Origin of the sequence: Acetobacter pasteurianus subsp. pasteurianus LMG 1262 = NBRC 106471, assembly GCF_000285275.1 — a bacterium.
GTDB classification, from domain to species: domain Bacteria; phylum Pseudomonadota; class Alphaproteobacteria; order Acetobacterales; family Acetobacteraceae; genus Acetobacter; species Acetobacter pasteurianus.
Genome location: NZ_CADO01000139.1, coordinates 179,052 through 203,771 on the forward strand (window position 1 = coordinate 179,052; position 24,720 = coordinate 203,771).

At 56.0% G+C, this 24,720-nt stretch carries 20 protein-coding genes; 15 read left to right on the plus strand and 5 right to left on the minus strand.

All coding sequences use genetic code 11. The features are described from left to right. Positions 1–7: 7 nt before the first annotated feature. On the minus strand, positions 8–982 hold the full coding sequence (locus tag APA10_RS12770) for a 2-hydroxyacid dehydrogenase (protein ID WP_003628242.1): 975 nt from the start codon (positions 980–982) through the stop codon (positions 8–10). 177 nt (positions 983–1,159) lie between these two features. Between APA10_RS12770 and aat the strand changes: the two genes are divergently transcribed. From aat to APA10_RS12790, 4 genes are all read left to right on the plus strand, one after another. Then, positions 1,160–1,801 carry a leucyl/phenylalanyl-tRNA--protein transferase gene (aat, locus tag APA10_RS12775; RefSeq protein ID WP_035365472.1) on the plus strand — a complete coding sequence of 214 codons (642 nt, stop codon included), beginning with the start codon at positions 1,160–1,162 and terminating at the stop codon, positions 1,799–1,801. A 93-nt stretch (positions 1,802–1,894) separates the two neighbouring features. Then, positions 1,895–2,707 carry a DUF4412 domain-containing protein gene (locus tag APA10_RS12780; protein WP_174714306.1) on the plus strand — a complete coding sequence of 271 codons (813 nt, stop codon included), beginning with the start codon at positions 1,895–1,897 and terminating at the stop codon, positions 2,705–2,707. A gap of 1 nt (position 2,708) precedes the next feature. Continuing rightward, positions 2,709–3,332: a hypothetical protein gene (locus APA10_RS12785; RefSeq protein WP_003622649.1), complete on the plus strand. Its 624-nt coding sequence runs from the start codon at positions 2,709–2,711 to the stop codon at positions 3,330–3,332. Positions 3,333–3,378: 46 nt separating this feature from the next. Beyond that, positions 3,379–3,930, plus strand: coding sequence for a hypothetical protein (locus APA10_RS12790; RefSeq protein WP_003628236.1), 552 nt, complete (start codon positions 3,379–3,381; stop codon positions 3,928–3,930). A 29-nt stretch (positions 3,931–3,959) separates the two neighbouring features. Here APA10_RS12790 and APA10_RS12795 read toward each other — a convergent pair whose 3' ends face one another. Further along, the gene (locus tag APA10_RS12795; RefSeq protein WP_003628235.1) at positions 3,960–7,145 is read right to left on the minus strand and encodes an AsmA-like C-terminal region-containing protein; all 3,186 of its coding nucleotides are present in this window, start codon (positions 7,143–7,145) and stop codon (positions 3,960–3,962) included. A gap of 116 nt (positions 7,146–7,261) precedes the next feature. On the opposite strand from APA10_RS12795, the gene APA10_RS12800 reads away from it, so the two are divergent. Together APA10_RS12800 and bcp are read left to right on the plus strand one after the other, a co-directional pair. Further along, the gene (locus APA10_RS12800; protein WP_174714307.1) at positions 7,262–10,339 is read left to right on the plus strand and encodes a bifunctional [glutamine synthetase] adenylyltransferase/[glutamine synthetase]-adenylyl-L-tyrosine phosphorylase; all 3,078 of its coding nucleotides are present in this window, start codon (positions 7,262–7,264) and stop codon (positions 10,337–10,339) included. A gap of 80 nt (positions 10,340–10,419) precedes the next feature. After that, positions 10,420–10,908, plus strand: a complete 489-nt coding sequence (gene bcp, locus APA10_RS12805; protein WP_003628233.1) for a thioredoxin-dependent thiol peroxidase — start codon at positions 10,420–10,422, stop codon at positions 10,906–10,908. A 38-nt stretch (positions 10,909–10,946) separates the two neighbouring features. Here bcp and APA10_RS12810 read toward each other — a convergent pair whose 3' ends face one another. The 3 genes from APA10_RS12810 to APA10_RS15285 form a co-directional block, all read right to left on the minus strand. Continuing rightward, a complete protein-coding gene (locus APA10_RS12810; RefSeq protein ID WP_003622662.1) occupies positions 10,947–11,348 on the minus strand; it encodes a hypothetical protein in 402 nt (133 codons plus the stop codon). Positions 11,349–11,549: 201 nt separating this feature from the next. Continuing rightward, positions 11,550–12,833 carry an MFS transporter gene (locus APA10_RS12815; RefSeq protein ID WP_003622664.1) on the minus strand — a complete coding sequence of 428 codons (1,284 nt, stop codon included), beginning with the start codon at positions 12,831–12,833 and terminating at the stop codon, positions 11,550–11,552. A gap of 66 nt (positions 12,834–12,899) precedes the next feature. After that, the gene (locus tag APA10_RS15285) at positions 12,900–13,061 is read right to left on the minus strand and encodes a hypothetical protein (RefSeq protein ID WP_003628229.1); all 162 of its coding nucleotides are present in this window, start codon (positions 13,059–13,061) and stop codon (positions 12,900–12,902) included. A gap of 8 nt (positions 13,062–13,069) precedes the next feature. Here APA10_RS15285 and APA10_RS12825 point away from each other — a divergent pair, with 8 nt between their 5' ends. The 9 genes from APA10_RS12825 (at position 13,070) to rplJ (ending at position 24,717) form a co-directional block, all read left to right on the plus strand. Then, complete coding sequence (locus APA10_RS12825; RefSeq protein ID WP_003628227.1) at positions 13,070–14,338, plus strand: DNA recombination protein RmuC; 1,269 nt, start codon at positions 13,070–13,072, stop codon at positions 14,336–14,338. A gap of 3 nt (positions 14,339–14,341) precedes the next feature. Continuing rightward, entirely contained in the window at positions 14,342–15,073 is a 732-nt protein-coding gene (locus tag APA10_RS12830) for a response regulator transcription factor (protein ID WP_003622669.1), read from the plus strand. After that, positions 15,060–16,454, plus strand: coding sequence for a sensor histidine kinase (locus APA10_RS12835; protein WP_003622671.1), 1,395 nt, complete (start codon positions 15,060–15,062; stop codon positions 16,452–16,454). The genes APA10_RS12830 and APA10_RS12835 overlap by 14 nt, the downstream gene beginning before the upstream one ends. A 97-nt stretch (positions 16,455–16,551) precedes the next feature. Then, positions 16,552–19,725, plus strand: coding sequence for an efflux RND transporter permease subunit (locus APA10_RS12840; RefSeq protein ID WP_003628225.1), 3,174 nt, complete (start codon positions 16,552–16,554; stop codon positions 19,723–19,725). Further along, the gene (locus APA10_RS12845; protein ID WP_003628223.1) at positions 19,722–21,074 is read left to right on the plus strand and encodes an efflux RND transporter periplasmic adaptor subunit; all 1,353 of its coding nucleotides are present in this window, start codon (positions 19,722–19,724) and stop codon (positions 21,072–21,074) included. The genes APA10_RS12840 and APA10_RS12845 overlap by 4 nt, the downstream gene beginning before the upstream one ends. Beyond that, positions 21,071–22,681 (plus strand): efflux transporter outer membrane subunit, encoded by a 1,611-nt coding sequence (locus APA10_RS12850; RefSeq protein ID WP_003622678.1) that lies wholly within the window; start codon positions 21,071–21,073, stop codon positions 22,679–22,681. Before APA10_RS12845 ends, APA10_RS12850 begins: the two co-directional genes overlap by 4 nt. A 104-nt stretch (positions 22,682–22,785) precedes the next feature. Beyond that, complete coding sequence (gene rplK / locus APA10_RS12855) at positions 22,786–23,220, plus strand: 50S ribosomal protein L11 (RefSeq protein ID WP_003622680.1); 435 nt, start codon at positions 22,786–22,788, stop codon at positions 23,218–23,220. A gap of 6 nt (positions 23,221–23,226) precedes the next feature. Beyond that, positions 23,227–23,919: a 50S ribosomal protein L1 gene (gene rplA / locus APA10_RS12860; protein ID WP_003622682.1), complete on the plus strand. Its 693-nt coding sequence runs from the start codon at positions 23,227–23,229 to the stop codon at positions 23,917–23,919. A 279-nt stretch (positions 23,920–24,198) separates the two neighbouring features. Further along, positions 24,199–24,717: a 50S ribosomal protein L10 gene (rplJ, locus tag APA10_RS12865; protein ID WP_003622686.1), complete on the plus strand. Its 519-nt coding sequence runs from the start codon at positions 24,199–24,201 to the stop codon at positions 24,715–24,717. Positions 24,718–24,720 lie beyond the last annotated feature (3 nt).

Sequence of the window (24,720 nt, forward strand, 5' to 3'; positions counted from 1 at the left end):
CGGCTCCTTACGGCGTAACGGGAGAAGGCATGGGCAAGCCTTTTGCCAAAGCCTCTACATTGTCTAGCGCCAGCATGCACATGGCGGTGCGCGTTTCTATGGTGGCGCTGCCTGCGTGCGGTGTCATGAAGATATTGGGCAGCGCTGTCAGCCGTGGGTTGGGGTTTGGTTCCTGCCGGTAAACATCAAGCCCGGCCCCAAACAGATGGCCAGATTCCAAGGCCTCTATCAGCGCATCTTCATCCACCAAGGAGCCGCGTGCCGCATTTACAAACACACTGCCCTTGGGCAGCAGGGAGAATGTCTGGCTGTTCATGAGAGGCGGCGCGGAAGGTGAGCCCGGCATGTGCAGGGTGAGCACATCGCAATGGGGCAGCATGTCTTCCAGCTTTTCAAAATAGGTGGCGCCAGCTTCTTCTGCTGCAGAAAGGCGGCTGCGGTTGTGGTAGAGAATAGTCATATCAAAGCCGCGCGCACGCTTTGCCACGGCCTGCCCAATGCGGCCCATGCCCACAATGCCCAGACGCTTGCCGGTAACACGGTGGCCCAACATGCCGCCCATACCAAGGCCATGATGCCAGCCGTTTTTCATGAGCGTATAATATTCGGCAGCCCTACGGCAGGCGGCCAGAATCAGCATCATGCTTAAATCGGCATTACAGTCTGTCAGCACATTTGGGGTGTTGGAAACCGCAATGCCGCGTTCATGCAGGGCAGGAAGATCCAGATGGTCCAGCCCAACGCTTACGGTAGATACCAGTTTTACGCAGTCTGGCAGCGTCTCCACATCCTTGCCTTTAAGGGGGGCGTTGTTGGTAAGCACAACAGCAAAAGGCTGAAATTCCTTGGCGAGTTCCAGAAGTGCCGGTGTTTTCAGGCTTCTTTCTGGCGGGGGCGGGGCTGTAAATTCTGCTTTAATACGATCTTCCGCAGCATCTAACAGGCGGATGGAGCGGATAAGGCGAGGTGCTTCTGTGCTCACAGGCAACTCCGTAGGCTGGTGAGTCGGTGGTTGTCTGGCGCAAGTTTGTGCCCAATGCGGTGTGGCATCAAGCGGGGGCAGACAACATATGGGCTATGACACTCCATAACGGCATGCAAAGCCAGAGGTTGCCTTGGCGTGCAGAATGATGAGTTGCAGGAAGGGAACACGCAGCAGATGACACAGGAACTTACCCCCCAGATCATGCTGGGTGCATACGCGGCGGGGCTGTTCCCTATGGCGTCTGATGCAACGGATACCACCTTACGGTGGTATGACCCGGACCCGCGCGGCATTCTGCCGTTGGATGGTTTTCATCTCCCGCGCCGCTTGCGCCGCACTGTGTTGTCTGACCAGTTTGACGTATGGGTGGATCGGGATTTTCCCGCCGTTATGCGCGCTTGTGCAGCCCCCGCGCCAGGGCGAGAAACCACTTGGATAAATAGCGAGATCTACCGTCTGTTCTGCGCCCTGCATGACATGGGCTTTAGCCACAGTGTGGAATGCTGGCAGAACGGTGAACTTGTGGGGGGCCTGTACGGCGTAGCCCTTGGCGGCGCGTTTTTTGGAGAAAGCATGTTCAGCCGCACAACAGATGCTTCCAAAGTGGCTTTGGTGCATTTGGTGGCACGCTTGCGCTTGTGCGGGTTTGTTGTGCTGGACACACAATTTGGCACCGAACACCTTGCCCGCTTTGGGGGAGAGGAAATACCGGCAGCCGAATATAAAGCTATGCTGGAAAAGGCCGTAAGCATGCAGCCGCGCTGGCAGCAGAATATTCCGGCTGATGTGCTGGAAGCAGAAATCCGAAACATGTAAGTAACTGCCATATTCCGGCCCGTGGCATGCCCTAGGGTTGCAGCATGTTGGTTGCGCCCAAGGTAAATAGCCAAGCGTGGGCCTGTAATTTGAATGACTGGAATGGATGATATCATGAGCACACGCCTGTATGGTCGTATGCGTTTTTTTTGCCTGATGGGTGTTCTGGGGGCGGCTGTGCCTGTTGTGGGCACGGTATGTTCCGAGCAGGCACAGGCACAGGTTGCGCTGGACCATCCGCGTTTAACGCCAGCGCGTGATGCCATTATTGATTACAGCTTTCAGCCCCAGCCCACAGCGCAGGATTTGCAAAACGGCGCCAAGCCGGACACCCCCGTGCCAACGCGCCATGTGCAGGTGATGTTCTCTGGCGATGGCGGGCTTATGCGCATCAACTACATGACTAGCATGGAAGGTGATGAAAGCCGCGGGGCCGTGATTATCAATCGTGCTTCACAGGAAGTGCTGGTGCTTTTGAATGATCGGCACATATACACCCGCCTTGTGCAGCAGGAAGGTATTCGCAACCCGTTTCTGCTTGATCTGTCCATGCAGTTTACGCGCAAAGGCAGCGATGTTGTGGCCGGGCAGCCATGCACCGTTTGGGCTGCGCAATCTGCCCAAGGGCAGGCCACGGCCTGCGTAACAGATGATGGCTTTATTCTGTCTCAAACCGGTATTGATGTAGATGGGCTGAACGGCCGTATCCGCGCCATGAAGGTATCTTACGAGCCTGTGCCAGATAGCGTGTTTCAGCCACCTGCAGGTTTTCAGGAAGTTAACCCGCATAGTGGGAACAAGAATAGCGGAGGTTCGGCAGGTGCTGCACCGGCGCAGCCTGCAGCCCCTGCTGGCGTAGGGCCGATGATATCTACCCCCACTAATGGTACGGAAGGAACCCCGTAAGATGGTTGCAAAACGCTTGCTTGCAGGTGTGGGGTTTGTGCTGATGGCGGCTTCCGGCACTGTGGCCCACGCCCAGATACAGCCCCAAACACCAGAACCAACACAGATAAGCCCAGCCGATGCACCAGTAGTGACGCCATCGGTTGATGCAGATGTGTTGTATGAGTTGAATTCCGCCCAAGGTGATGCGCATACCCAGCAGCGTATGCGCTGGCAGGTCAGTTCTCTACGCCAACGGCTGGACCCGCAGAATTCTGACGTGTTCATGATTACATCATGGACAGATCACACTCTTACGGTGGTGGATACCGCACGCAAGCGTGCCAGTGTAATGCCCGTGCCCGGCCCACAGCAGATTACCCCCCCAGGGCAGCCCGCAGCGGCTGGCACCTATGCACGATTGGGGAATTCCGTTGTGGCGGGTGAACAGTGCACATTATGGCGCACAACGGATGCCGATGGGCACCCAACAGATGCATGCTATACGCCAGACGGCCTGCTTTTGCAGGTTGCACAGCAGGGGCAGGTAACGGTGCGCGCGCTGAGTGTAAGCCGAGCCACCCAGCCAGATAGCGTGTTTGCCATTCCGTCCGGGCTGAAGCGGGAAGCCCCTGCGCACCCATAAGGTTTGATGTTTCGGGCGGCAAAAAACGGAAAAAGAGAACGTCGCCATGAAAATCCGCCCCAGCATTGCACTTTTTTATCTGTTTTTAGCTGGGGTGAGCCTGCCTGTATTTGCGCAGGCGGATGATGGAAGTTCCGGCACAGTTTCCGTATGTTTGCGCACAGATATTGCGCAACCGGCTCAAGCCATGCAGGTGGTGGCATCTGGCACTGTGTTTACAGCACAAACTAAAGCCGGTGGCCGCAAGGGCGGGGAAGAAAATGAGGCGCTGGTTACCACCGAAACCGTAACCCTCACCCATATGCAACCGTGTATGGATGCAGATGCTTCCTCCGTTATCTCGCACACGCGGCACTGGCTGGTTTCCCCCGTGCAGCCGCAGTCTGGCGTGGTGTTTCATGCTGTGGGAGAAGTCAGCGGCAATGGTCTGGACACCGCGTTTGATGATGAAGGCACATCTTTTCGCGATATCGTGCGGGCAGGGGGCATTACCGCCACAGTGCACAACCCGCTAACAGATGCCGTATCCCTGATGGAAGGGGCAGCTGATCTTCCCCCCAATGCGGATGGAGAAGACCCCGCTATTGATGATAAATAACGCAGCCTTCTAAAGGGGCTGCCACCGGGTTAAAAAATCCGGCGCAGCGCCCCGGGCAGGAAGATGGAATAGGGGTTTACGTGTAGGGAAGGATTGTTCATCTGCCCAGCCACGCCAAACGTTACGGCAACAAGCCCGCCATCTTTTTCCGGGCTGAACATCCAGCCAATACCCGGCAGCTTTCCGGGCAGTTTGTTAATGGCAAAAATAGGCACCACAGTGCCGTGTAAATCTATGCTGTTTTTATCCAGATTTACATCGCCTTCAAGCGTTGCGCCCAGCGCGTTGTTACCGGTTCTGCCATCATGAATATTCAGCACGCCATCTTTGAATGTTACGGGTAGCACAAGGTGTGTCACCATGAATTCTGATGTCTTGTGTGCAGCCAGCCAACCGTAAAACGAGATATTTCGCGCCATACGCAAGGCCGTTGGGGCTTTTTTGAACACAAATGGCGTAACGGTTATGCGGCCATTAAACGGAGCAGAGGCTTCCGTATCATCAAAAGATCCGCTGAGAACGGCATGGCCACCTTCAATATCTGGCAGAATGTTGAAGTCAGACAAAAATGCGCCCATGTCTGGAATGGAAACGCGCAGGTCTCGCCCCGCACCTTTGGGCGTAAGTGTCATGCTGACGGGGGTTGGCCCGTGCATGGCAAAGTACATTTTTTCCAGCCGCTGACCGTTATCCTCAAAATAGGCTTTGACAGCTTTTAAGGAGGGTTTATCCGGGTTGTAGCGCAGTGTGTTGGCTGTCAGATCAATCGCCCAAGCCGTTCCCGGCGGGCCGTGTAGCTTGCCTGTTGCAGCTTCTGGCACATGGTAGCCAGTGCTGGCGGGCTGCGCGGGTTTGGGGTCTGATGGATCACCCGTCACCAAGGGGGAAAGATCCAGCATGTCTGCATATACGCCAACATGAATAACCGAGCCCGTTACACCTTTTTGCGGCAGTTCCAGCATGGCGTGGCCGGTGGAATTGGCAACGCGGAAGGATGATATAATCAGTTGGGGCGCATGGTTGGGGCGCAGGCGGGCCTTGCCGCGTACATCCAGATCCGGCCCTGTGGCCAGAATACGATCCACCGCAACAATCTGCCCATTCTTTAGCCCCAGCGTGGCATTGGCCTGCGCTGCCCGCCCCGGTGCCTTGTGCCAGAGCGGAATACGGATTTGGGAGTTCCTGAGGTTGAGGTTGATATCCACCAACCCGTGGTGATCTCCATACTGGCGGTAATCCACCACGGCATCAGCCGAACCACCAAAGTGGTCTCCCGTTGCAAAACCGGCGGCTGTTGCGGTTTGCGGCGTGATGCGGGATGTCAGATGCGCCTGTTCCAAAAGCCCGGTAGGCGGTACGTGCCGGAAATCTGTTGAATAGGAGATATTGGAGGGCAAGCCACCCAATACGCCATGCCCGGCAAGGGAGAGCCCATCTGCCGTAGCATCCAGCTTGATATCAGCACGCCGTACACCACGCCCCGCCACCACATTATCAAGCGATGCCTGTGTAATATCGGCATGGCCCTTAATTTCCATGTCATCAATGCTGACATCGTCTTTCAAGGGCAGGCTGAGCATGAGCTGAAGTTTGGCACGCCCACGCGGGTTGCGAATATCCAGCGGGTGGCGGGAAAGCAGATGTAGGCGCGGTTCGGCCAGAAGGGCCATAACATCCTGCAACTTGCCATCCAGCTGCGTGTTGATAATGCCGGTCTGGTCTTTTTTGGTCAGGCCCACAATGTCCATGCTGCCGGGGCCTGCGGCAATGCGGCCCGTGCCATTCTGGCCCACATTTTTGCCAGCACGGTCAACAAGCTGATAGCCGTGGTCAAACTTGATGCTCAGCTTGTCCAGCCCATCCACATCCATATGGGCATCCATACCCCGAAGCGGAGAAATGGGCCGCAGCCAGTGGATGGTCAGCCCCTTGGCATCCAGCCCGCCAGCAATGTTGCTTACATCCACACCATTCCAGCCCGTTTTGCTGGAGAGGGAAACAACGGTGTGCAGGTTGTAGGCCACACCATCTGTAATATTCTTGGTTACCCACTTTTTGCCGCCCTTGGCGGCCTTGTCTGGCCAGTAATAAACCAGATCAGGAAAGTACACCTGCGGAATATCGGCAATAATCTGCCCGGAAACAGTGGTGGGGTTTATCAGATCCGTAGCATCTACCTGCCCGGATACAGCCAGATTAAGCCCTCTGGTTTCATCTTCCGGAAGGTCTGGATTGCGCAGGTTTGCGGTAATGTTGTGGACAATAATATGCGCAGGTGTGCTGCCATCCTTAAGATGGTCCAGCCGCAGGGTAATATTGGCAGACCCTCCGTTTAAAAAGTAACGCGCCCCGGCGGCGGTTACCTTGCCGCTTTGTGCATCTGCATGCAGGTCCATCGCCCCTGGCATCAGCCAATCCGAACCCGGCGCAGGCAGGAAATTAACATCAGACGTGACTGATATAGGCGTTCTAATGTGTTGCAGATCATGCGAGATATGGGAAAAGCTGGAAGGCTTAACGGCATTGGTTGCCAGATGCCATGTAATGCCCTTGCCATTTGAATCTGGCAGGCTGTTGGCTTTTACCTCTATGTGGCAATCAGGGTTTTCTTCCCCCGTTACGGCAAATTGCACGGCACCTGTCAGGCCCTTTTTGCCTTGGGCCGAGGCCATGTGCAGCGTGGCATCTAGCGGAGAAGCCACCCAATGCGTGCCAGTCAACTGGTCATTCATGCGCACAATGGCGTGGGAGATAACGGCACGGTCCAGCCCGGCGGCATCCACACTTCCGCTATCACTTGCTCCAGCAGAAGGCGGGGTATCAAAATCAAACCCCACAGCCCCGTTTTTACCACGGCGGAGGGCAAGGTTTACGCCCTCCAATTCTACAGCGCGCAGGGCAATGCCGCCGTGCACCAAGGCCAGTGTATCCAGCGTAACATGGGCCTCGTGCACGGTATCAACAACTGTGCGGTCCGGCCCTTTAACAGCAATATCCTGCAGAACAAGCATGAGCGGAGATGTGAAGCCATCGCGCACACCGTTCCATTCCAGATAAGCGCGGCTAAGCCCCAATGTGGCGACAGGAGGCTGCTTTTTGCCGCCAGAAATAACGGTAACCGGTAAAAAAGGGCGCACCAGCGGCGTAACATTAATTGGCCCCAGCGCCATGCACGCAAACAGCAAGGCTGTGCCCACAAGCGGCAGGCCAACCATGGCATAGGCACCATAGACCAGAAATCGCCGGGTTTTTGTGCGCCGTGGGCGCGTGGTGTCTTGACCGTTGGAAGTCAACGCAGCAAGCCTTTATTGTTCACAGCACGGGCCAGATCATGACGCAGGCAGACCATTCCCTTTTTCGAGACGTAAGGCAACCTAGAGGGCATGGTTCCCGCATGTGGCCAGATGCAGACTGGCCCGCTCCGGCTGATAAACGTGCGGCCGAACTTTTTACGCAGGATATGCTGGCCCTGGCGCAGGAAGCGGGTGTTGCAGAATCTGTCATGATACAGCCCGGCGCGCGGGAGCTGCTGGCCTGCCTTGGGGGCAACAGCCCGTATCTGGCTGATTTGGCGCGTGAAGATGTTCTGGCCTTTGCGGCCCTGCTGGAACAGGGGCCGGATATTTGTGTGCAGGATGCGTTTGCAACATGCGCGGAGTTTGACACAACATCGGGGCGAGAGTGTGTCGCGGCTTTTTTGCGGCATACAAAAAAACGCATAGCTTTTATTTGTGCTGTGGCAGACTTGGGCGGCTTCTGGTCTTTGGAAGAAGTCACGCATGCTCTCAGCCGTTTGGCTGATACCGCGCTGGATCTGGCTGTCAGGCATTTGCTGTGGTGTGCCTTTCAGGCAGGGCAGCTGGCTTTGCCAAACCCGGAACAGCCTGCGCAGGGCTGCGGCTTTGTAATTCTGGCCATGGGCAAGCTGGGCGCGCGGGAGCTGAATTTTTCATCCGATATAGACCTGATGGTGCTGTATGATCCCACAGCGTACCCTCAGTCGGACACAGTGCGGCGTGTGTTCGTGCGTATGACTAGCGATCTTGTGAGCCTGATGGAAGCACGAGATGCCAATGGATACGTTTTTCGCACAGATTTAAGATTACGGCCCGATCCATCCTCCACCCCTCCGGCGGTTACGGTGCAGGCGGCCACCCTGTATTATGAAAGCCTCGGCCAAACGTGGGAACGCGCGGCCATGACAAAAGCGCGCCCTGTGGCGGGGGATCTCACACTGGGGCGGCGTTTTCTGGCGGCCATTCGCCCTTTCATCTGGCGCAGACACTTGGATTTTGCGCTGATTGATGACCTGCATGACATGAAAGCCCGGATTGACCGTTACCGTAAGGCGGGCCGCACAGATTTAAGCACTCTGCCAGATGCCGTGCTGGCAGATCCTTCCGCCAGCATAGAATGGCTGCTGGGCCATAACCTCAAGCTGGGGCAGGGCGGTATTCGTGAAATTGAATTTATCGCGCAGGCCATGCAGCTTGTCTGGGGTGGGCGCGAGCCCGCGTTGCGGGATAAAACTACCTTTGGTGCGCTCAAAAAACTTGTGGGTTCAGGCCGTCTGCCGCGGGAAGAGGCCGAGGTGCTGGCCCGTACCTATCGCTTTTTGCGCGATGCAGAGCACCGCTTGCAAATGCGGGCAGACCATCAAACCCACAGCCTGCCAGATACGCGGGAAGGGTTTGAGGCTTTTGCCATCTTCATGAATTACCCAGATGCCGAAGTTCTGGCGCTGGATATGTTGCCCCGTATGCGTGAGGCACGGCGTATTTTTGAACGCCATTTTGTGCTGCATTCCGCCCAGCCGGAAGAAGTGGAAGGCAGTGTTCTGGTGCCCGGCCCGGAAGATGGGCAAACGGCAGAGCTGTTGCAAAAACACGGTTTCCCGCCCGAACAGGTGGAGGAAGCCACACAGGTTCTCACCCGTTGGCGTGGTAACGGCTTGCGGGCGCTGCGGTCTGAGCGCGCACATGCGTTGTTGCGTGTGTTGTTGCCGACATTGCTGGCCAGTTTTGGCGCACGCAGTAATCCGCTAGCCTGTTTGCGCCGGTTTGATGCCTTGCTGGCGCGGCAGCACGCTGGGGTGCAGCTTCTTTCTCTGTTTGAACGCAATCCGGCATTGGTGGACCGTATTGCCAATATCTTTGATGCCTCGGTTTTTCTGGCAGATTATCTGGCAGACAAGCCTTCTGCGCTGGAAGGTTTGTTGGAATCCGAGCCAGAGGAAGGGCGTACGGTAGTGGCGCGCCTTCAGCATCTGGCGGAGGAAATGGCGGATATTGAAGAGCTGGTCACAGCTTTACGCCCGCTTTTGCGTGGTGAGGAATTTCGCCTCTCCGTTGCCTTGCTGGAAGGCCGCATGACGGAAAACGAGGCCGAAAAGCAGCGCACGGTGCTGGCAGATACCATTATCACCATTGTTAAACACGCGGTGGAGGTCGAGCACACGCGCCGCTACGGGCATGTTCCGGGTGGAGGAATGGCCATTGTAGCACTTGGCAAAGCCGGTTCGCGCGAGATGATGCCGCGCTCAGACCTTGATTTGCTGATGGTGTTTGATCACCCCGAAGATGTGCAGGCCAGCGAGGTACCGCAGGCGGATGCAAAAGCAGAGCGTCCACTGTTTTCCGCCCCACGGTCTGTTGGGGTGGCGCAGTATTATACACGGTTGGCCCATGCCTTTATTGCCGCGCTTACTGCACCGGGGCCGGAAGGGCCATTATATGCGGTGGATATGCGGTTGCGTCCCTCCGGCGCAGCGGGGCCGGTTGCTGTCTCGCGCCCCGCTTTTTTGCGTTACCACACAGAATCCGCATGGACATGGGAGTGCATGGCGCTCACGCGTGCCCGTATTGTAGCTGCTCCAGCAGAATTGAAGCAGGTGTTGCGGAAGGATCTGGATGCCATTCTGGATGGCCGTTTGCGGGCCGAGCCAGCATCTCGCGCAACACTGCTGAAAGATGCCTGCGCCATGCGTGCGCGTTTGGCGCGAGACCTGCCAGCATCTTCCGTATGGGATGTAAAACGGCGGCTGGGCGGGCTGATAGATGTGGAATTTATTGCCCAGATTTATCAGCTGATTGGCGCAAATAGTGCCGTGCGGGATGTCAGCACCCGTTTGGCGCTGGGGCGGCTGGAAAAGGCAGGGCTGCTGAGTGCTGAAGATGCTCAGTTTTTAAAGCAGGCTGAGTTGTTCTGGCGTCAGCTTCAGGCTGTCTTGCGGCTGCTCTGTGGGGCAACGCCGCCTGTTGATCTGGAGCGTGATCTGGCTCCTGCATCATTAAACGTGCTGCTGAAAGCCATGAAGCTAGAGACGCTGCCGGATCTGATTGAAAAGGCGAACATTCTGGCGCGTGATGTGCACGCAGTTTTTGCCCGGCTGGTTGGCCCGGTAGAATAAGCCGGGCATGACGCCGGAACAGCTTGCTGACCCTGCACGTTCACTCTGGCGTAAGAGATTTTAAAAGAAGGAAACCAAGCATGACGGAAAAACACACGCTTGAAGTAGGAGATGCTGCTCCGGCGTTTGATATGGAAGCAAGCGGCGGCCGTAAGGTGGCGTTGGCAGATTTTAAGGGCAAACCGTTTGTTCTGTATTTCTACCCCAAGGCAGATACACCCGGATGCACAAAGGAAGCCTGCGGATTTAACGAGGCCCTGAAAGATTTTGACAAGGCAGGCCTGACCGTTATTGGCGTTTCGCGCGATCCGGTAAAAAAGCTAGACGCCTTTGCGGCCAAATATGATCTGACATTTCCCTTGGCATCAGATGAATCCGGGAGCGTGACAGAGGCCTACGGTGTGTGGGTAGAAAAAACCAATTACGGCCGCCAGTATATGGGTATCGAGCGCACAACGTTCCTGATCGGGGCGGATGGTAAAATTGCGCATATCTGGCCCAAGGTGAAAGTGCCGGGCCATGTTGAAGCCGTGCTGGAAGCTGCCCGCGCATTGGCGGGCAGCGCCTGATTTTTGTTTTCAGGCCTCAGCTTTATTCGGCTGGCTGATTACCACGCCTGATAATATCCGCGCGGGCCGTAATAGCCGTAACCCGGCCCGGGCATAACCGGCACAGCGGGAACTACGTAAGCTGTTGGTGGTGGCGGAGGGGGCGGCGGTGCGTAAGCCACCGGTGGGCTGCCAGCCATTGTGGCGCCTGCCAAAGCCCCTACGGCCAGACCGCCAATAAGGGCACCGGCAATGGCACCACCACCGGGGCCACGATGATGATAATAGCCACCTCTTGGTCCGCCCCAACCGGGGCCTCCCGGTCCGCCACGCGGGCCACCGGCCCAACCGGGGCCGCCCATCATATGTGGTCCGGGTTGCGCCTGCGCCGCGGGCACGCTTGCCAAGCCAAGGCCCGTAATAACGGGCAGGGCCATCAGAAGTTTGGTTATCTGGCGCATGAAATGAGCCTCCTTGAAACAGGATTACACCTGCGTTCTTTCTCTCATCTCAAATAATGGCGCATCTTATGGCAAATTAAAGGCGTATCCGCGGCGTTATTTTGTATGCTTATTTTATGAAACACTTAGCCTCGTACTTAAAAGGCCGTAACTGGCATGCTGCCTTACGCATGATAAGGCAACATGCCGTGCACTGAATATTCAGGAACGTGCAGGAGCGGTGGCTGGTGCGCTAATGCGGTCTGCCTGTTTCAGGCGTAAAACCGTAAACAGGGTAACTGCCGCACAGATGGAAACATAACCGGCAAACCAGTTTTCGTGCCCGATCTGTTTGCACCACAGGGCAATGTATTCCGTTGTGCCACCAAAAATGGAAACCGTGAGTGCATAAGGCAGGGCCACACCCAAAGCACGAATACGAGTGGGAAACAGCTCAGCCTTCACAATGGCGTTAATGGATGTGTAGCCCGATGCAATAAATAGCGCCGTAACAATCAGACCAAATGCCACCCATGGGGATGAAGCAGTAGCAAGTACATGCAGTAGCGGAATGGTGCCAAATGTTGCGCCAAAGCCAAAAAACAGCAGCAGCGGCTTGCGACCAATTTTATCAGAAATGGCCCCAAAAACAGGCTGCATGGCGGCAAATACCACCAGACTGGCGGTGGAAATAAGAGTTGCCGTTTCCTTGGGAAAGCCCAGCGTGTTGGCCAGATATTTCTGCATGTAAATGGTGTAGGTATAAAACGCCACGGTGCCACCAAGCGTCAGGCCACATACCGTTAATACAGCCCGCCAATGGTGCAGAAGAACGCGAATACCGCCTTTTTCTTCTTCCGTATGTGCGTTTTTAAAGCTGTCACTTTCTGTCATCTGGCGGCGTAGCCAGAACACCAGCACAGCGCCCAAAGCCCCCATCAGAAACGGCACACGCCAGCCCCAGCTTGCAATCTGTTGTGGGGTTAGCAGCACGTATTGCATGAGCAGCAGCAGAACAAGCGCTAAAAGCTGGCCCATAACCAGTGTGACATACAAAAAGCCAGACCAGAATCCGCGATGTTCCGGTGTGGCTACTTCGGCCAGATAGGTGGCGGATGCCCCGTATTCTCCCCCAAGGCTCAGGCCTTGCAGCAGACGGGCAATCAGCAGCAGCAGTGGGGCGGCAAGGCCGATCTGGTCATATGTTGGGCATACGGCAATGGCCAAAGACCCCAAACACATGGTGAGCACAGAAATGGTAAGCGCGCTGCGGCGGCCATATCGATCTGCCGCCATACCCAAAAGCCACCCGCCCACAGGGCGCATGAAAAACCCTACAGCAAATACTGCGGCTGCATTTAACAGCTCAACCGTAGGGTTGCCGTGCGGGAAAAAGGCATGGGCAAAATAAATGGTGAAAGAGGAATAAACATACCAATCAAAATATTCCAGCAGGTTACCTGCGGAACCTGCCACAATGCCGCGAATGCGCTGTGCCGTGTTCACTCTTATTGTTCTCCTGTCTGGAAAAGGCACGGTGTTATTTGATTCCGCTGCCTGAATGACATGTTTTTAATAGCTTGCCACGCAGTGCATGTTCTGCACGCAAGGCAGGCGAAGGGGCAGGTCATACCACTGCCTGTGGTCGATTGTCATTACGGTGCCGCGATAAAGCTGTTCTGGCGGGCAATCTATGCGTTTGTAGTGCTTGCTCTTGCTGCGGACATAAGACAAAACGGGGCATGAGTTCCATAATTGTTCTTTTGAGTATTGCTGTGTGCGCCCTGTTGCTGGGGGCGGGCCTTACCATTTTGCTACGCCCTAAATCTGGTGGCACGGATGCAGATCTGCTGGCACGGCTGTATGTTCTGGTCGAGCGAGAGGCCGCAACTGCGCGTTCCGATATTGCTGCCCAGCGTAACAGCATGGTGGAAATGGAACGCGCCATGGGGGGGCGCATTGAACGCATGCGCACGGAGCTGGCAGAACAGCTTGGCGCACTGGCCGGAGGGCTGGGGCGAGAACAGGCCGAAGCCCGTGCCGCACAGGCCGAAGCCTTGCGCAATCTGGCAGATACATCAGCCCAGCAGCTTGCCTCTATCCGCCGTGCCGTTACGGAACAGTTGCACGAAGCGGTAGAGCAGCAGATGCAAACATCGTTCCAGCGTGTGCTGGAACAGTTTTCTGCCATGCAAAAGGCTATGGGTGAGGTAAGGGCCATGACAGGCCAGATAGGAGACCTCAAACGCCTGTTCAGTAACGTCAAAACCCGTGGCGGCTGGGGGGAAGCCCAGTTGCGCGCCATTCTGGATGATGTGCTGCCGCCCGGAACGTATGAAAGCAATGTGCGGATTGGCAACGGGAATGACGTGGTGGAATTTGCCATTCGCATGCCGGTTAAATCCAGCACGCCGCCCTTGCTGCCGGTAGATAGTAAATTCCCCACCGAAGCCTATGAACGGTTGTTAAATGCTGCGGATGAAGGGGATGCAGCGGGAGAAAAGGCAGCCCGCAAATCTCTGGAAAACACCATGCGGCTAGAGGCGCGCAAAATTTCCAGCAAATATATTCACCCGCCTAAAACGGTGGAGTTTGCGGTACTGTATCTGCCTACAGATGGGTTATATACAGAAGTGGCACGTATGCCGGGGCTGATTGATGATCTGGGGCGGCAGTTTCGGGTTATGGTTATGGGGCCTGCTCTTATGCCCGCCATGTTGCGCACAATCCATTTGGGGTACGTTACACTGGCATTGGAAGAGCGGACAGAAACCATTGCGCGCCTGTTGGGGGCCACGCGGCAGGAAATGATCAAGATGGATGGCGTGCTGGATAAACTGGCGCGGAATGCGCAGGCCATGTCTTTTTCTATCGAGGAAGCCCGCAGGCGCACACGTTCGGTGAGCCGCAAGTTGCGCGAACTGGATGAACCGGAAGACAATGCCAGCGGAACAGAAGAGTCTGAAATTGAATTTACTGGCGTTGATTCAAATGGGACGGCATCAGTTTAACAGATGAATGGAACAGCGGATATGTCTAAGGAAGATACCGATTTTTTCTCACCCAATGGGAAAACGGTGCTTCTGGTAGAAGATGACGGCACCATAGCCGAAGAAATTGCAGCTGAACTGACAGCCCGCGGTTTTAAGGTGCTGCACGAAGCCACGGGTAATGCCGGGCTGGAAGCCGCCTTGCGGTTAGAAGCAGACATAATGGTGGTAGACCGCCTTTTGCCCGGTCTGGATGGTTTGAGCGTTATAGAAACCATGCGGCAGCAGGGCATACGCATGCCTGTTCTGGTGCTTTCTGCCCTTTCTGCGGTGGATGATCGGGTAACCGGCCTTAAGGCTGGGGGAGATGATTACCTCACCAAACCCTTCGCCATAGAAGAACTGGTGGCCCGTATAGAAGCCCTGTTGCGCAGGCCGGATGATACCCGCAGCACCAAGCTGCATCTGGGCCCGATTGATATGGACCTGATAGAACGCCGCGTCTGGCGGGATGGACGGGAAATCGAGCTGTTGCCGCGTGAATTCCGTTTGCTCGAATACCTTATGCGCAGGCCGGGGCAGGTGCTCACACGTTCCATGTTGCTGGAGGATGTGTGGCAGTATCGGTTTATTCCGCGCACCAATCTGGTGGATGTGCATATCGGCAAGCTGCGGCGGAAAATTGATGGGCCGGGAGAAGAACCGTTGATCGAGAGTATTCGCGGAACGGGATTCCGGCTGCGTGTTCCTGACTGAACTTTTTCGTACAGCTACCTTCCGCATCACCCTTATGGCGCTGGCCGCCATGGCGGGGGTGATGGTCATGCAGTTTGGTCTGGTTTACGCGCAGCTTGAGGCTGTGGAATCTCGTCGTTCCACTGAATTGCTGAAAGGCGAGGCCGAACTGCTGGCCCAGATGTCTCCCGAGCATCTGGAATACGTTATCCGCCGGCGCGCCACGGATGATCTACGGTTGATCATCAACAGTGCTGGGCTGTTTGATTCCGGGCATGCCCTTATTGCAGGGGATTTGCGTACATGGCCCAAGGGCCTGAAGGCAGATGGCAAACCTCATAATGTAGAAATCTACCCCGAAGAAGGGGATTCGTATCCCTTGCGCGTGCTGGCAGAAAAGCTGCCAGATGGCACCATTCTGGTGTTGGGGCGCAGCTTTCATCTGCTTTCCGAGCAAAAGCTCATGCTGCGCCACACCATGCTGGTGGCGGCCATACCCACCTTTGTGTTTGCGTTGTTTCTGGGCATCGTGCTTAGCCACCGCGCGCTTTCCCGCGTGAAGGAAATGCACGAGGCCATAGACCGCATTATGGCCGGTGATATCCATGAACGCCTGCCTGCCGCCAAGGAGCGGGATGATCTGGAACGCCTGGCAGGCAGTGTAAACCGCATGCTGGACCGGCTGGAACGGCTGATGGACGATATGCGGGAGGTGGGTAATGATATTGCGCATGATTTACGCACCCCGCTTTCACGCATGCGGGCCAGATTGGAGCGGGCTCTTTCTGCCGGTGCGGCCGATCCAGCGGCGCTTGAGGCCGCAGTGGGGCGTGCTGTGGATGATCTGGACCAGTGTCTGGGAATTATCACCGCGTTGCTGCGCATTGCAGAAATAGAAAATAGCCGCAGAAAAGCAGGCTTTGGGCAGGTTCTTTTAGCCGATCTGGTGGCAGACGTATTTGATTTGTATGAACCCATAGCTGAAATGGAAGATAAAGTGCTGGTTGCAAAGGAGGGCGAGGCCCCTTGCTTTGTATGGGGGGACCGGCACTTGTTGATCGAGCTTTTGGCTAATCTGGTTGATAACGCCATCAAATTCACACCAGAAGGTGGCCGCATTACTCTGGGGTCGCAACGGATCAACGGTGCGGCGTCTCTTTTTGTTACGGATACTGGCGTAGGCATTGCACCGGCTGAAAGAGAAGCCGTGCTTTCACGCTTTTACCGGTCGGACAAAAGCCGCCATGTACCGGGTAGCGGGCTGGGGCTTAGCCTTGTGTGCGCCATTGCGCATCTGCACGAAGCCCATGTCACCATTGAAACAGGGGCAGAAGGAATAGGCACCTGTTTCAGAATTACCTTTCCATCCGCTTTTTTACAAAAGGTTGAAGATTGCACGTAATGATGTTGGCGGGCCGCAGATATGTATGTAACGATAAAACCATGCCAAATCTGCCTGTCTGCAATGCAGCGTCTCTAACCGTGCAAGGTTGGAGCGCATGAACGAAATTGTCGTTACCGCGCTTAAAAAGCCGTATACGTTTGTGGTGCTTTCCATCCTGATTCTAGTGTTCGGAATCAGGGGGATATTCAATACGCCTACAGACGTATTTCCCAGTATTCGTATTCCTGTTGTGGCAGTGGTCTGGACCTATACGGGCCTGATGCCCGAGGATATGTCTGGCCGTGTGGTGTATTATTACGAGCGCGCCCTGACCGCGACCGTGAATAATATCGAGCATATCGAGAGCCAGTCCTATTACGGCCGCGGGATTGTGAAGATCTACTTCCAGCCCGGTACGGATACATCTGTGGCGCAAACCCAGATTACCTCGGTATCGCAGACAGTTATCAAGCAGATGCCCACGGGTTCTACCCCACCATTGGTGTTGGCTTATAATGCGTCCTCTGTGCCGGTTGTTACGTTGCAGGTGTCTTCCACCTCCATGACGGCCTCGCAGATTTACGACATGTCCTCCAACCTTATCCGCCCGGCGCTTGTTTCCGTGGCGGGGGCTGCCATTCCCAACCCTTACGGGGGGCAGCCGGGCAATATCATGGTGGATCTGGACCCGGTTAAACTGCTGGCGCACCGGCTTTCTCCGGTAGATGTCTCGCGCGCGTTGAACAGCCAGAACATTGTGCTGCCCGCAGGTGACCAGCGCATTGGCCCGTTTGACTGGATGGTTCAGACCAACGCCTCTCCCAAAAACATGGAAGAGCTGAACATGATCCCCATCAAACAGGTAGGGGATGCCGTGGTGCGCTTGCAGGATGTGGCATGGGTGCATGCAGGTGGGCCGCCACAAACCAACCTTGTGCTGGTTAAAGGGCAGCAGGGCGTTCTGATTGTCATTATGAAAAGTGGTGATGCCTCTACGCTGGATGTTGTGGCTGGGGTTAAAAAGCTGCTGCCGGGCATTGTAAAAACCTTGCCCGAAGGCGTGAGCATCAAGGTGTTGAATGATGCCTCCACCTTCGTGAAGGAATCCGTGCAGGACGTGGTGCGCGAAATGCTGACGGCCGCGTGCCTGACCGGGCTTGTGGTGCTGCTGTTTCTGGGGTCTTGGCGCTCCACCGTTATTATTGCCACCTCCATTCCATTGGCCATGCTGTGCTCCGTTATCGGGCTGGGCCGGGCCGGGCAGACCATCAACGTCATGACACTGGGCGGCTTGGCGCTAGCCGTGGGTATTCTGGTGGATGATGCCACGGTGATGATCGAAAATATCGATGCGCATCTTGAGATGGAGAAGGATCTGGAAACGGCCATTATTGATGCCGCCAACCAGATTGTTATTCCCACCTTTGTCTCCACCATGTGCATCTGTATTGTTTGGATGCCGCTGTTCCAGCTTACGGGCGTTGCGGGCTGGCTGTTCATGCCAATGGCAGAAGCCATCATTTTTGCCATGATCGCCTCTTTCATCCTGTCCCGAACACTGGTGCCCACCATGGCCAAATACATGCTGGCCGCACAGGTGGCGGCCCATGCACATGGCCCGCAGGAACCCAAGACCATTTTTGGCCGCTTTCAGCGTGGGTTTGAGCGGAAGTTCGAGCAGTTCCGGCATCGCTATCACGAACTGCTTTCGCATCTGGTGGCAACGCGCGGCACTTTTGTGCCGGTATTTGTGCTGTGCTCGCTTGGTTCCTTGGGGCTGCTGTTCTTTGTGGGGCAGGACTTCTTCCCCGAAGTGAACTCCGATGCCATTGCCCTGCATATGCGTGCGCCTATCGGCACAAGGCTGGAGGAATCCGGCAAGATTTCCCAGCTTGTGAATGATGAGATCGAACGCACTTTGCCGGGGCAGGTGGAAGGGCTGGTTGATAACTGCGGCCTGCCATTCAGCCCGCTGAATCAGGCTTATATTCCAACGCCAACTGTGGGTACGCAGGATTGCGATATTACGGTTTCGCTTAAAAATCCGGCATCCCCTGTGGCGGAATATCGGCGGCTTTTGCGCCATAACCTCAACATGAAGTTCCCCGGCACGCAGTTCTCCTTCCTGCCGGGGGATCTGACAGCCAAAATCCTGAACTTTGGTCTGCCATCCCCCATTGATGTGCAGGTGGTTGGGCGCAACCTGTCGGAAAACTTCCGTTTTGCGAACCGTCTGGCAGAACGCCTGCGCCACGTTACGGGCCTGACAGACGTGTTTGTGCAACAGCCCATGACAACGCCAACCCTGATGGTGAACACCCGCCGAACCTACGCATTGGGCACCGGCATTACAGAAGCCGATGTGGCCAACAACGCGCTGGTTTCTCTGTCCGGGAGTTCTCAGGTGGGGCAGGTGTACTGGCTGGATACCAAAACAGGTGTCTCGCATCTGATTGATATTCAAACACCTGCACCGTTTCTCCAGACCATGAATGATCTGGAAATCACGCCGGTTGATAAAGGGGATGGCAACCCATCTGGCCAGGACCCGCAAATTCTGGGTGGTTTGAGCAAGATCGATCAGATCGGCACCCCGGCGGAGGTGGCGCATTACAACATCATGCCGGTGTTTGATATTTACGCCACGAACGAAGGCATAGACCTTGGCACCGTCTCGCGCGAGGTGACGCGTATTGTAGATGAGGCTCAGGGAAATCTGCCGCATGGTTCTTCCCTCAGCGTGCTGGGGCAGGCTGTCACCATGAACAGCGCCTATGTGCAGTTGCTGGGTGGTTTGGCGATGTCCGTGCTGCTGGTTTACCTGCTGATTGTGGTGAACTTTCAGTCCTGGCTGGACCCGTTCATCATCATCACCGCATTGCCCGGTGCGCTGGCTGGTATTTCATGGAGCCTGTTTCTTACGCACACCACGCTTTCTGTGCCTGCGCTTACTGGGGCCATTATGTGCATGGGCACGGCCACGGCCAACGCCATTCTGGTGGTAGCCTTTGCGCGTGAACGGCTGGAAGAACACGGTGATGCCATTAAGGCCGCGCTGGAAGCCGGGTTTGAGCGTATTCGCCCCGTGCTGATGACAGCCTCCGCCATGATTATTGGCATGTTGCCCATGTCTTTAAGTAATTCGCAAAACGCACCCTTGGGTAAGGCAGTTATGGGCGGCCTGATGGTAGCAACTGTTGCCACACTGCTGTTCGTGCCCTGCGTATTTGCCATGCTGCACACACGTAAAAAACCGCATGAAACCGAACAAGAGGAAGCTGCCGCATGACCCAAGAGCATCCAGACGCTTCAGGGCCTCAATCTCCCACGCCGGCTGGCAGCACACGTAAACGCAAGATCGGGTTTGTGGCTGTTGGCGGGGTTGCCATCCTGCTGGCAGTGGTGGGTATTGTTCAGCGCCACACGCAATATGTTAATCTAGCGCACGAAACAGCACATAACGCTATTCCATCCGTGCAGGTTATCTTCCCTCAGCCGGGGCCGGATGAACGTACGCTTTCCCTGCCAGCCAATATAGCCGCATGGTATCAGGCGCCCATTTATGCGCAGGTCTCTGGCTATGTGAAAATGTGGTACAAAGACTTTGGCGCCAAGGTTAAGGCGGGCGATGTGCTGGCCGAAATTGATACGCCGGGGCTGGATGCGCAGTTTGCCGCTGCCAAAGCCAACCTGAATGTGGCGCTGGCGCGGTACAAGCTGGCCCAGATTACAGCAAAACGCTGGAAGGCCCTGCAAGGCACACAAGCTGTTTCTCAGCAGGAAGTGGACGTGCAGGCCGCCAATGCCGAGGCCCAGAAGGCCGAGGTGGAAGCCGCCCAGCATGATGTAGAGCGTTATGCTGCGCTGGAAGCGTTTAAAAAGATTGTTGCGCCGTTTGATGGTGTCGTCACATCGCGCTTGGCGGATGTGGGGGATTACGTCAACGCCGGGCGTGGGGATGTAGATGCTCACGGCAATGCCACCGAATTGTTTAGTGTGGCAGACGTGCATGCCATGCGTGTGTTTGTGGCTGTGCCGCAGGATTATGCAGATATTATCTCCCCTCGGTTGGAGGCGGATTTAAGTATTCCGCAATATCCTGAACGCACATTCCGCGCACATTTTCTAGCCACGGCTTCGGCGTTTAACGCCTCTACCCGTACCGTCACCACAGAACTGACGCTGGATAATAAATCCGGAGAGCTTTGGCCTAATTCTTACGCCACAGCCACGTTTCATGCGCCCGGTGATACGGATGAGCTGATTCTGCCGCTGGGGGCCATTGTGTTCAGGGCGGAAGGTACACAGGTTGCGCTGGTAGATGATACCAACCACGTGCATCTGGTAAGTGTCACGTTGGGCACCAATTTCGGCACAACGGTGCAGATTCTGCGTGGTGTGAAAAAAACGGATCGGGTTATCAATAACCCATCTGCTGGCCTGCTGGATGGGCAGGAAGTGCGCATCGTTAAAGGCACCCCCGGTTATAATATGCCCAGCATACCGCCTGCGGCCAAAAAGCAGGAACCCCAAAAGCCCGTTCCTCCCACCAAATCTTCCGAACTGGAGGAAGGGGATGATACCCGTGCGATGCCGGATGACAGCGCGGATGCATCTGAAGCTGGGGCCCGCCCATGAGGAAGGGGAATATTCTGCCACGTAACGTTGCGCATATTTTGTTGGTAGGGGTGGCTACATCAGCCTTGGCTGGGTGTGACATGGCCCCGCGCTACAAACCCGCGCAATTTGTGCTGCCCGATAACTGGAGTGGGCAGGGCGTAATGAAGCCCGCGCGCCCATCGGATGATACCATTCGCTCAGATTGGTGGACAATGCTGGGTGACCCGGTGTTGAACCAACTGGAAGATCAGGCCATGCGCCTGAACCCGGATTTGCAGGCGCAGGCAGAGGCGTTCATGCAATCGCGCGATATGGCGGCGGAGGCTAAGTCTCACCTCTATCCGCAGTTGAATGGGGCAGCGAGCGGCGAAAAATATAAAGGCTCGCAACACAGGCTCTGGCGTGGGGCTGGGGCAACCGGGCCGATGTATATGTCGTCCGAGCAGTATTCAGCCACAGCTACGTGGGAGCCGGATTTCTGGTCTGCCATTCGCAACCGGATTCGTATGGCCAAGCAGGGTGTGCAGGAAAATGCCGCCAATTACGCCTCGGCACGTTTGAGCCTACAGGCGGAGCTGGCATCGGATTACGTTATTCTGCGCGGGCTAGATGCGCAGGATGCGGTGTACAAGGATTCCATCCGGTATTACCAAACAGCCGTGCAGGTTACGCGCATGCGTCTGGCCGGGGCTATTGCGCCGGGGATGGATGTTTCCCGCGCAGAAGCCCAGCTTTACACCACGCAAGCGCAGGAAACAGATATCCATACCCAGCGTGATGTGATGGAACATGCCATTGCCGTGCTGGTTAATCAGGCTCCGGCCTCGTTCCATATCGCGCCGGTTACCAAGCTGACATTTGCGGATAAAGAACCACCTGTAGCGCTGCCATCCACCTTGCTGGAACGCCGGCCAGATATTGCAGCGGCTGAACGGCGCATGGCCCAAGCCAATAGAGCCATTGGTGTATCCCGCGCGGCGTTTTATCCGCACGTTACCTTTAACGCCATGACAGGCTTTATGGATAACGGGTTCGATCTGGCCTCGCTTTACAACGCTATGTACCAGTTTGGAGCACAGGCTGTGCTGCCGTTGTTCCAGGGTGGTTTGCGGCGTGCAGAATTGCAGCGCACGTGGTCGGGCTATCGGCAAACGGAAGATCTTTATCGCGCCACGGTGCTGGATGCCTTTCAGGAAGTGGAAGACAATCTTACCCGCACCAATCGGTTGAAAACGCAGGTGAAGCAGGAAAGCAACGCCGTAGATGCCGCCTTGCGCACGCAGGGCATGACAATGGCGCTATATACTGGCGGGCTAACCAATTATCTGGATGTTGTGGTGGCGCAGGTGGCGGCGCTGAATGCGCGTATTTCATTGGTGCAGGCGCAAACCCGGCAGGTGGATGCACGTGTGCAGCTTGTGCGGGCTCTTGGGGGCGGGTGGTCTCGCAGCCAGTTGCCGCATGGTGAGGAAACCATTATGCCTTTCAAGCCCTTGCAGTATGAAAATCTGCGCCATGCCGCACCGCTGGGCGGCATTAGCACCCAGACAGATCCGGTCTCCAATGATCTGACAGGCGGCATGAAAAACACACAACCACTTGACACACAGCCAGCGTCCCGGTAAGCGCGGCACTTCTGATCGGAACGCGGGAGATTCTTGTCTGCGCCCTGTGCGTGGTGCGGAATCGGAAGAACCGCGGTCCGGGTTCATTTTGAGGAGTCCCGGATATGGCCAAAAAAGTTGTTGGCTACATCAAACTTCAGATCCCCGCTGGTAAGGCTAATCCTTCCCCGCCGGTTGGTCCGGCACTGGGTCAGCGCGGTCTGAACATCATGGAATTCTGTAAGGCATTTAACGCCAAGACCCAGGGTCTTGAGCCGGGCATGCCGATTCCGGTGGTTATCACCGCATATGCAGACCGTACGTTCAGCTTCATCACCAAAACCCCGCCGAACACCTACTTCCTGCTCAAGGCCGCCAAGATTTCCAAAGGCAGCCAGACAGTTGGTAAGGGTGGCAGCGTTGGTAAGGTGACCATGAGCCAGCTTCGTGAAATTGCTGAACAGAAACAGCAGGACATGAACGCAAACGATCTGGATGGCGCAGTGCGCATGCTGATCGGCTCTGCCCGCTCCATGGGCATCGATGTGGTGGAGGGCTAATCTATCATGGCAAAGAACAAGCGTCTCGCTGCTGCGCGTGCCAAGGTTGAAGCTGGTAAAGCTTACGGTGTTGATGAAGCTGTCGCGCTGGTAAAAAGCAACGCAACAGCCAAGTTTGACGAAACCGTTGAAATTGCACTGAACTTGGGTATTGACCCACGTCATGCAGACCAGATGGTTCGTGGTTTTGTTTCCCTGCCGAACGGCACGGGTAAAACCCTGCGCGTTGCCGTGTTTGCACGTGGCCCGAAAGCTGAAGAAGCTCAGGCTGCTGGTGCAGACATCGTGGGTGCAGAAGACCTGATGGAAAAAGTGCAGGCTGGCGAAATCAACTTCGACCGCTGCATTGCTACGCCTGACATGATGGCTCTGGTGGGTCGTCTGGGTAAGATCCTCGGCCCACGTGGGCTGATGCCGAACCCCAAGCTGGGCACCGTGACCATGAACGTAAAGGGCGCTGTTGAAGCGGCTAAGTCTGGTCAGGTTGAATATCGCGCTGAAAAGAGCGGTATCGTGCATGCTGGTGTTGGTAAGGCTTCCTTCAGTGAAGACAAGCTGGCTGAAAACGTGCGTGCATTTATTGATGCCGTGCAGAAGGCCCGTCCGTCTGGCGCAAAAGGTGCTTACATGAAGAAGGGCGCTCTGTCCTCCACCATGGGCCCCGGCGTTCAGCTGGACCTCTCTGCCTTCGCTGGCTGAGAAAGAATGACGCCGCGCTAACTTTCGGGTTGGCGTGGTGCATGAAGGGGTGGTTACGGCTGCTCCTTCTTCCTGTCCGAGACCGTGCGCAACTGCGGTTTTAATCAGCCTTCGGGTTGGCGAACGGTAAGACGGGAATGCTGGTTACAGGTCGTATTTACGGCACGCCAGATATTCCGTTTCAAGGACAGGCGAGCGGGTTCCGTTATGTATAACGGAACCTAAAGGGCAACCCGTTCTGTTGGGCGCAAGCTTGATGGAACAAGACGGAGACGGGATTTGAACCGTACGGAAAAGAAGGCCTTTATCGCCTCTCTGGCCGCCGTTTTCGCCCAGACGTCCATGGTTGTGGTCACCCGTAATGACGGGCTGACTGTGGCTGCTGTGACGGAACTGCGGCGTAAAGTGCGTGCAGCGGGTGCGAACTATAAGGTCGCTAAAAACCGGCTGGCAACTCTCGCCCTGGATGGGACCCAGTTCAACGGCATCGCGCCGCTGCTGCAAGGCCCGACCGCGCTTGCGTGGTCTGAAGACCCTGTGGCTGTGGCTAAGGCTGTCGTTGAGTTCGCCAAAACAAATGACAAGCTTGTGCTGCTTGGTGGTTCTCTTGGTTCTCAGGTGCTTGACGCCGATGGAATCAAGGCTCTGGCCGAGCTGCCGTCTCTTGATGCGCTGCGCGCGCAGCTCGTGGGTCTTATCTCCACGCCAGCTACGCGTATCGCCAGCGTTACTCAGGCGCCGGCAGGCCAGCTTGCACGTGTTTTTGGGGCCTATGCCAAAACGGGTGAAGCTGCCTGATTT

Bases quoted from the DNA above. Each gene is read 5' to 3' on its own strand.
- APA10_RS12825 (WP_003628227.1), top strand. From the start codon at position 13,070: ATGAGTTCCATAATTGTTCTTTTGAGTATTGCTGTGTGCGCCCTGTTG.
- aat (WP_035365472.1), top strand. From the start codon at position 1,160: ATGACACAGGAACTTACCCCCCAGATCATGCTGGGTGCATACGCGGCG.
- APA10_RS12780 (WP_174714306.1), top strand. From the start codon at position 1,895: ATGACTGGAATGGATGATATCATGAGCACACGCCTGTATGGTCGTATG.
- APA10_RS12830 (WP_003622669.1), top strand. From the start codon at position 14,342: ATGAATGGAACAGCGGATATGTCTAAGGAAGATACCGATTTTTTCTCA.
- APA10_RS12840 (WP_003628225.1), top strand. From the start codon at position 16,552: ATGAACGAAATTGTCGTTACCGCGCTTAAAAAGCCGTATACGTTTGTG.
- APA10_RS12800 (WP_174714307.1), top strand. From the start codon at position 7,262: ATGACGCAGGCAGACCATTCCCTTTTTCGAGACGTAAGGCAACCTAGA.
- bcp (WP_003628233.1), top strand. From the start codon at position 10,420: ATGACGGAAAAACACACGCTTGAAGTAGGAGATGCTGCTCCGGCGTTT.
- APA10_RS12790 (WP_003628236.1), top strand. From the start codon at position 3,379: ATGAAAATCCGCCCCAGCATTGCACTTTTTTATCTGTTTTTAGCTGGG.
- APA10_RS12785 (WP_003622649.1), top strand. From the start codon at position 2,709: ATGGTTGCAAAACGCTTGCTTGCAGGTGTGGGGTTTGTGCTGATGGCG.
- APA10_RS12845 (WP_003628223.1), top strand. From the start codon at position 19,722: ATGACCCAAGAGCATCCAGACGCTTCAGGGCCTCAATCTCCCACGCCG.
- rplA (WP_003622682.1), top strand. From the start codon at position 23,227: ATGGCAAAGAACAAGCGTCTCGCTGCTGCGCGTGCCAAGGTTGAAGCT.
- APA10_RS12810 (WP_003622662.1), bottom strand. From the start codon at position 11,348: ATGCGCCAGATAACCAAACTTCTGATGGCCCTGCCCGTTATTACGGGC.
- APA10_RS12795 (WP_003628235.1), bottom strand. From the start codon at position 7,145: ATGGTTGGCCTGCCGCTTGTGGGCACAGCCTTGCTGTTTGCGTGCATG.
- APA10_RS12850 (WP_003622678.1), top strand. From the start codon at position 21,071: ATGAGGAAGGGGAATATTCTGCCACGTAACGTTGCGCATATTTTGTTG.
- rplK (WP_003622680.1), top strand. From the start codon at position 22,786: ATGGCCAAAAAAGTTGTTGGCTACATCAAACTTCAGATCCCCGCTGGT.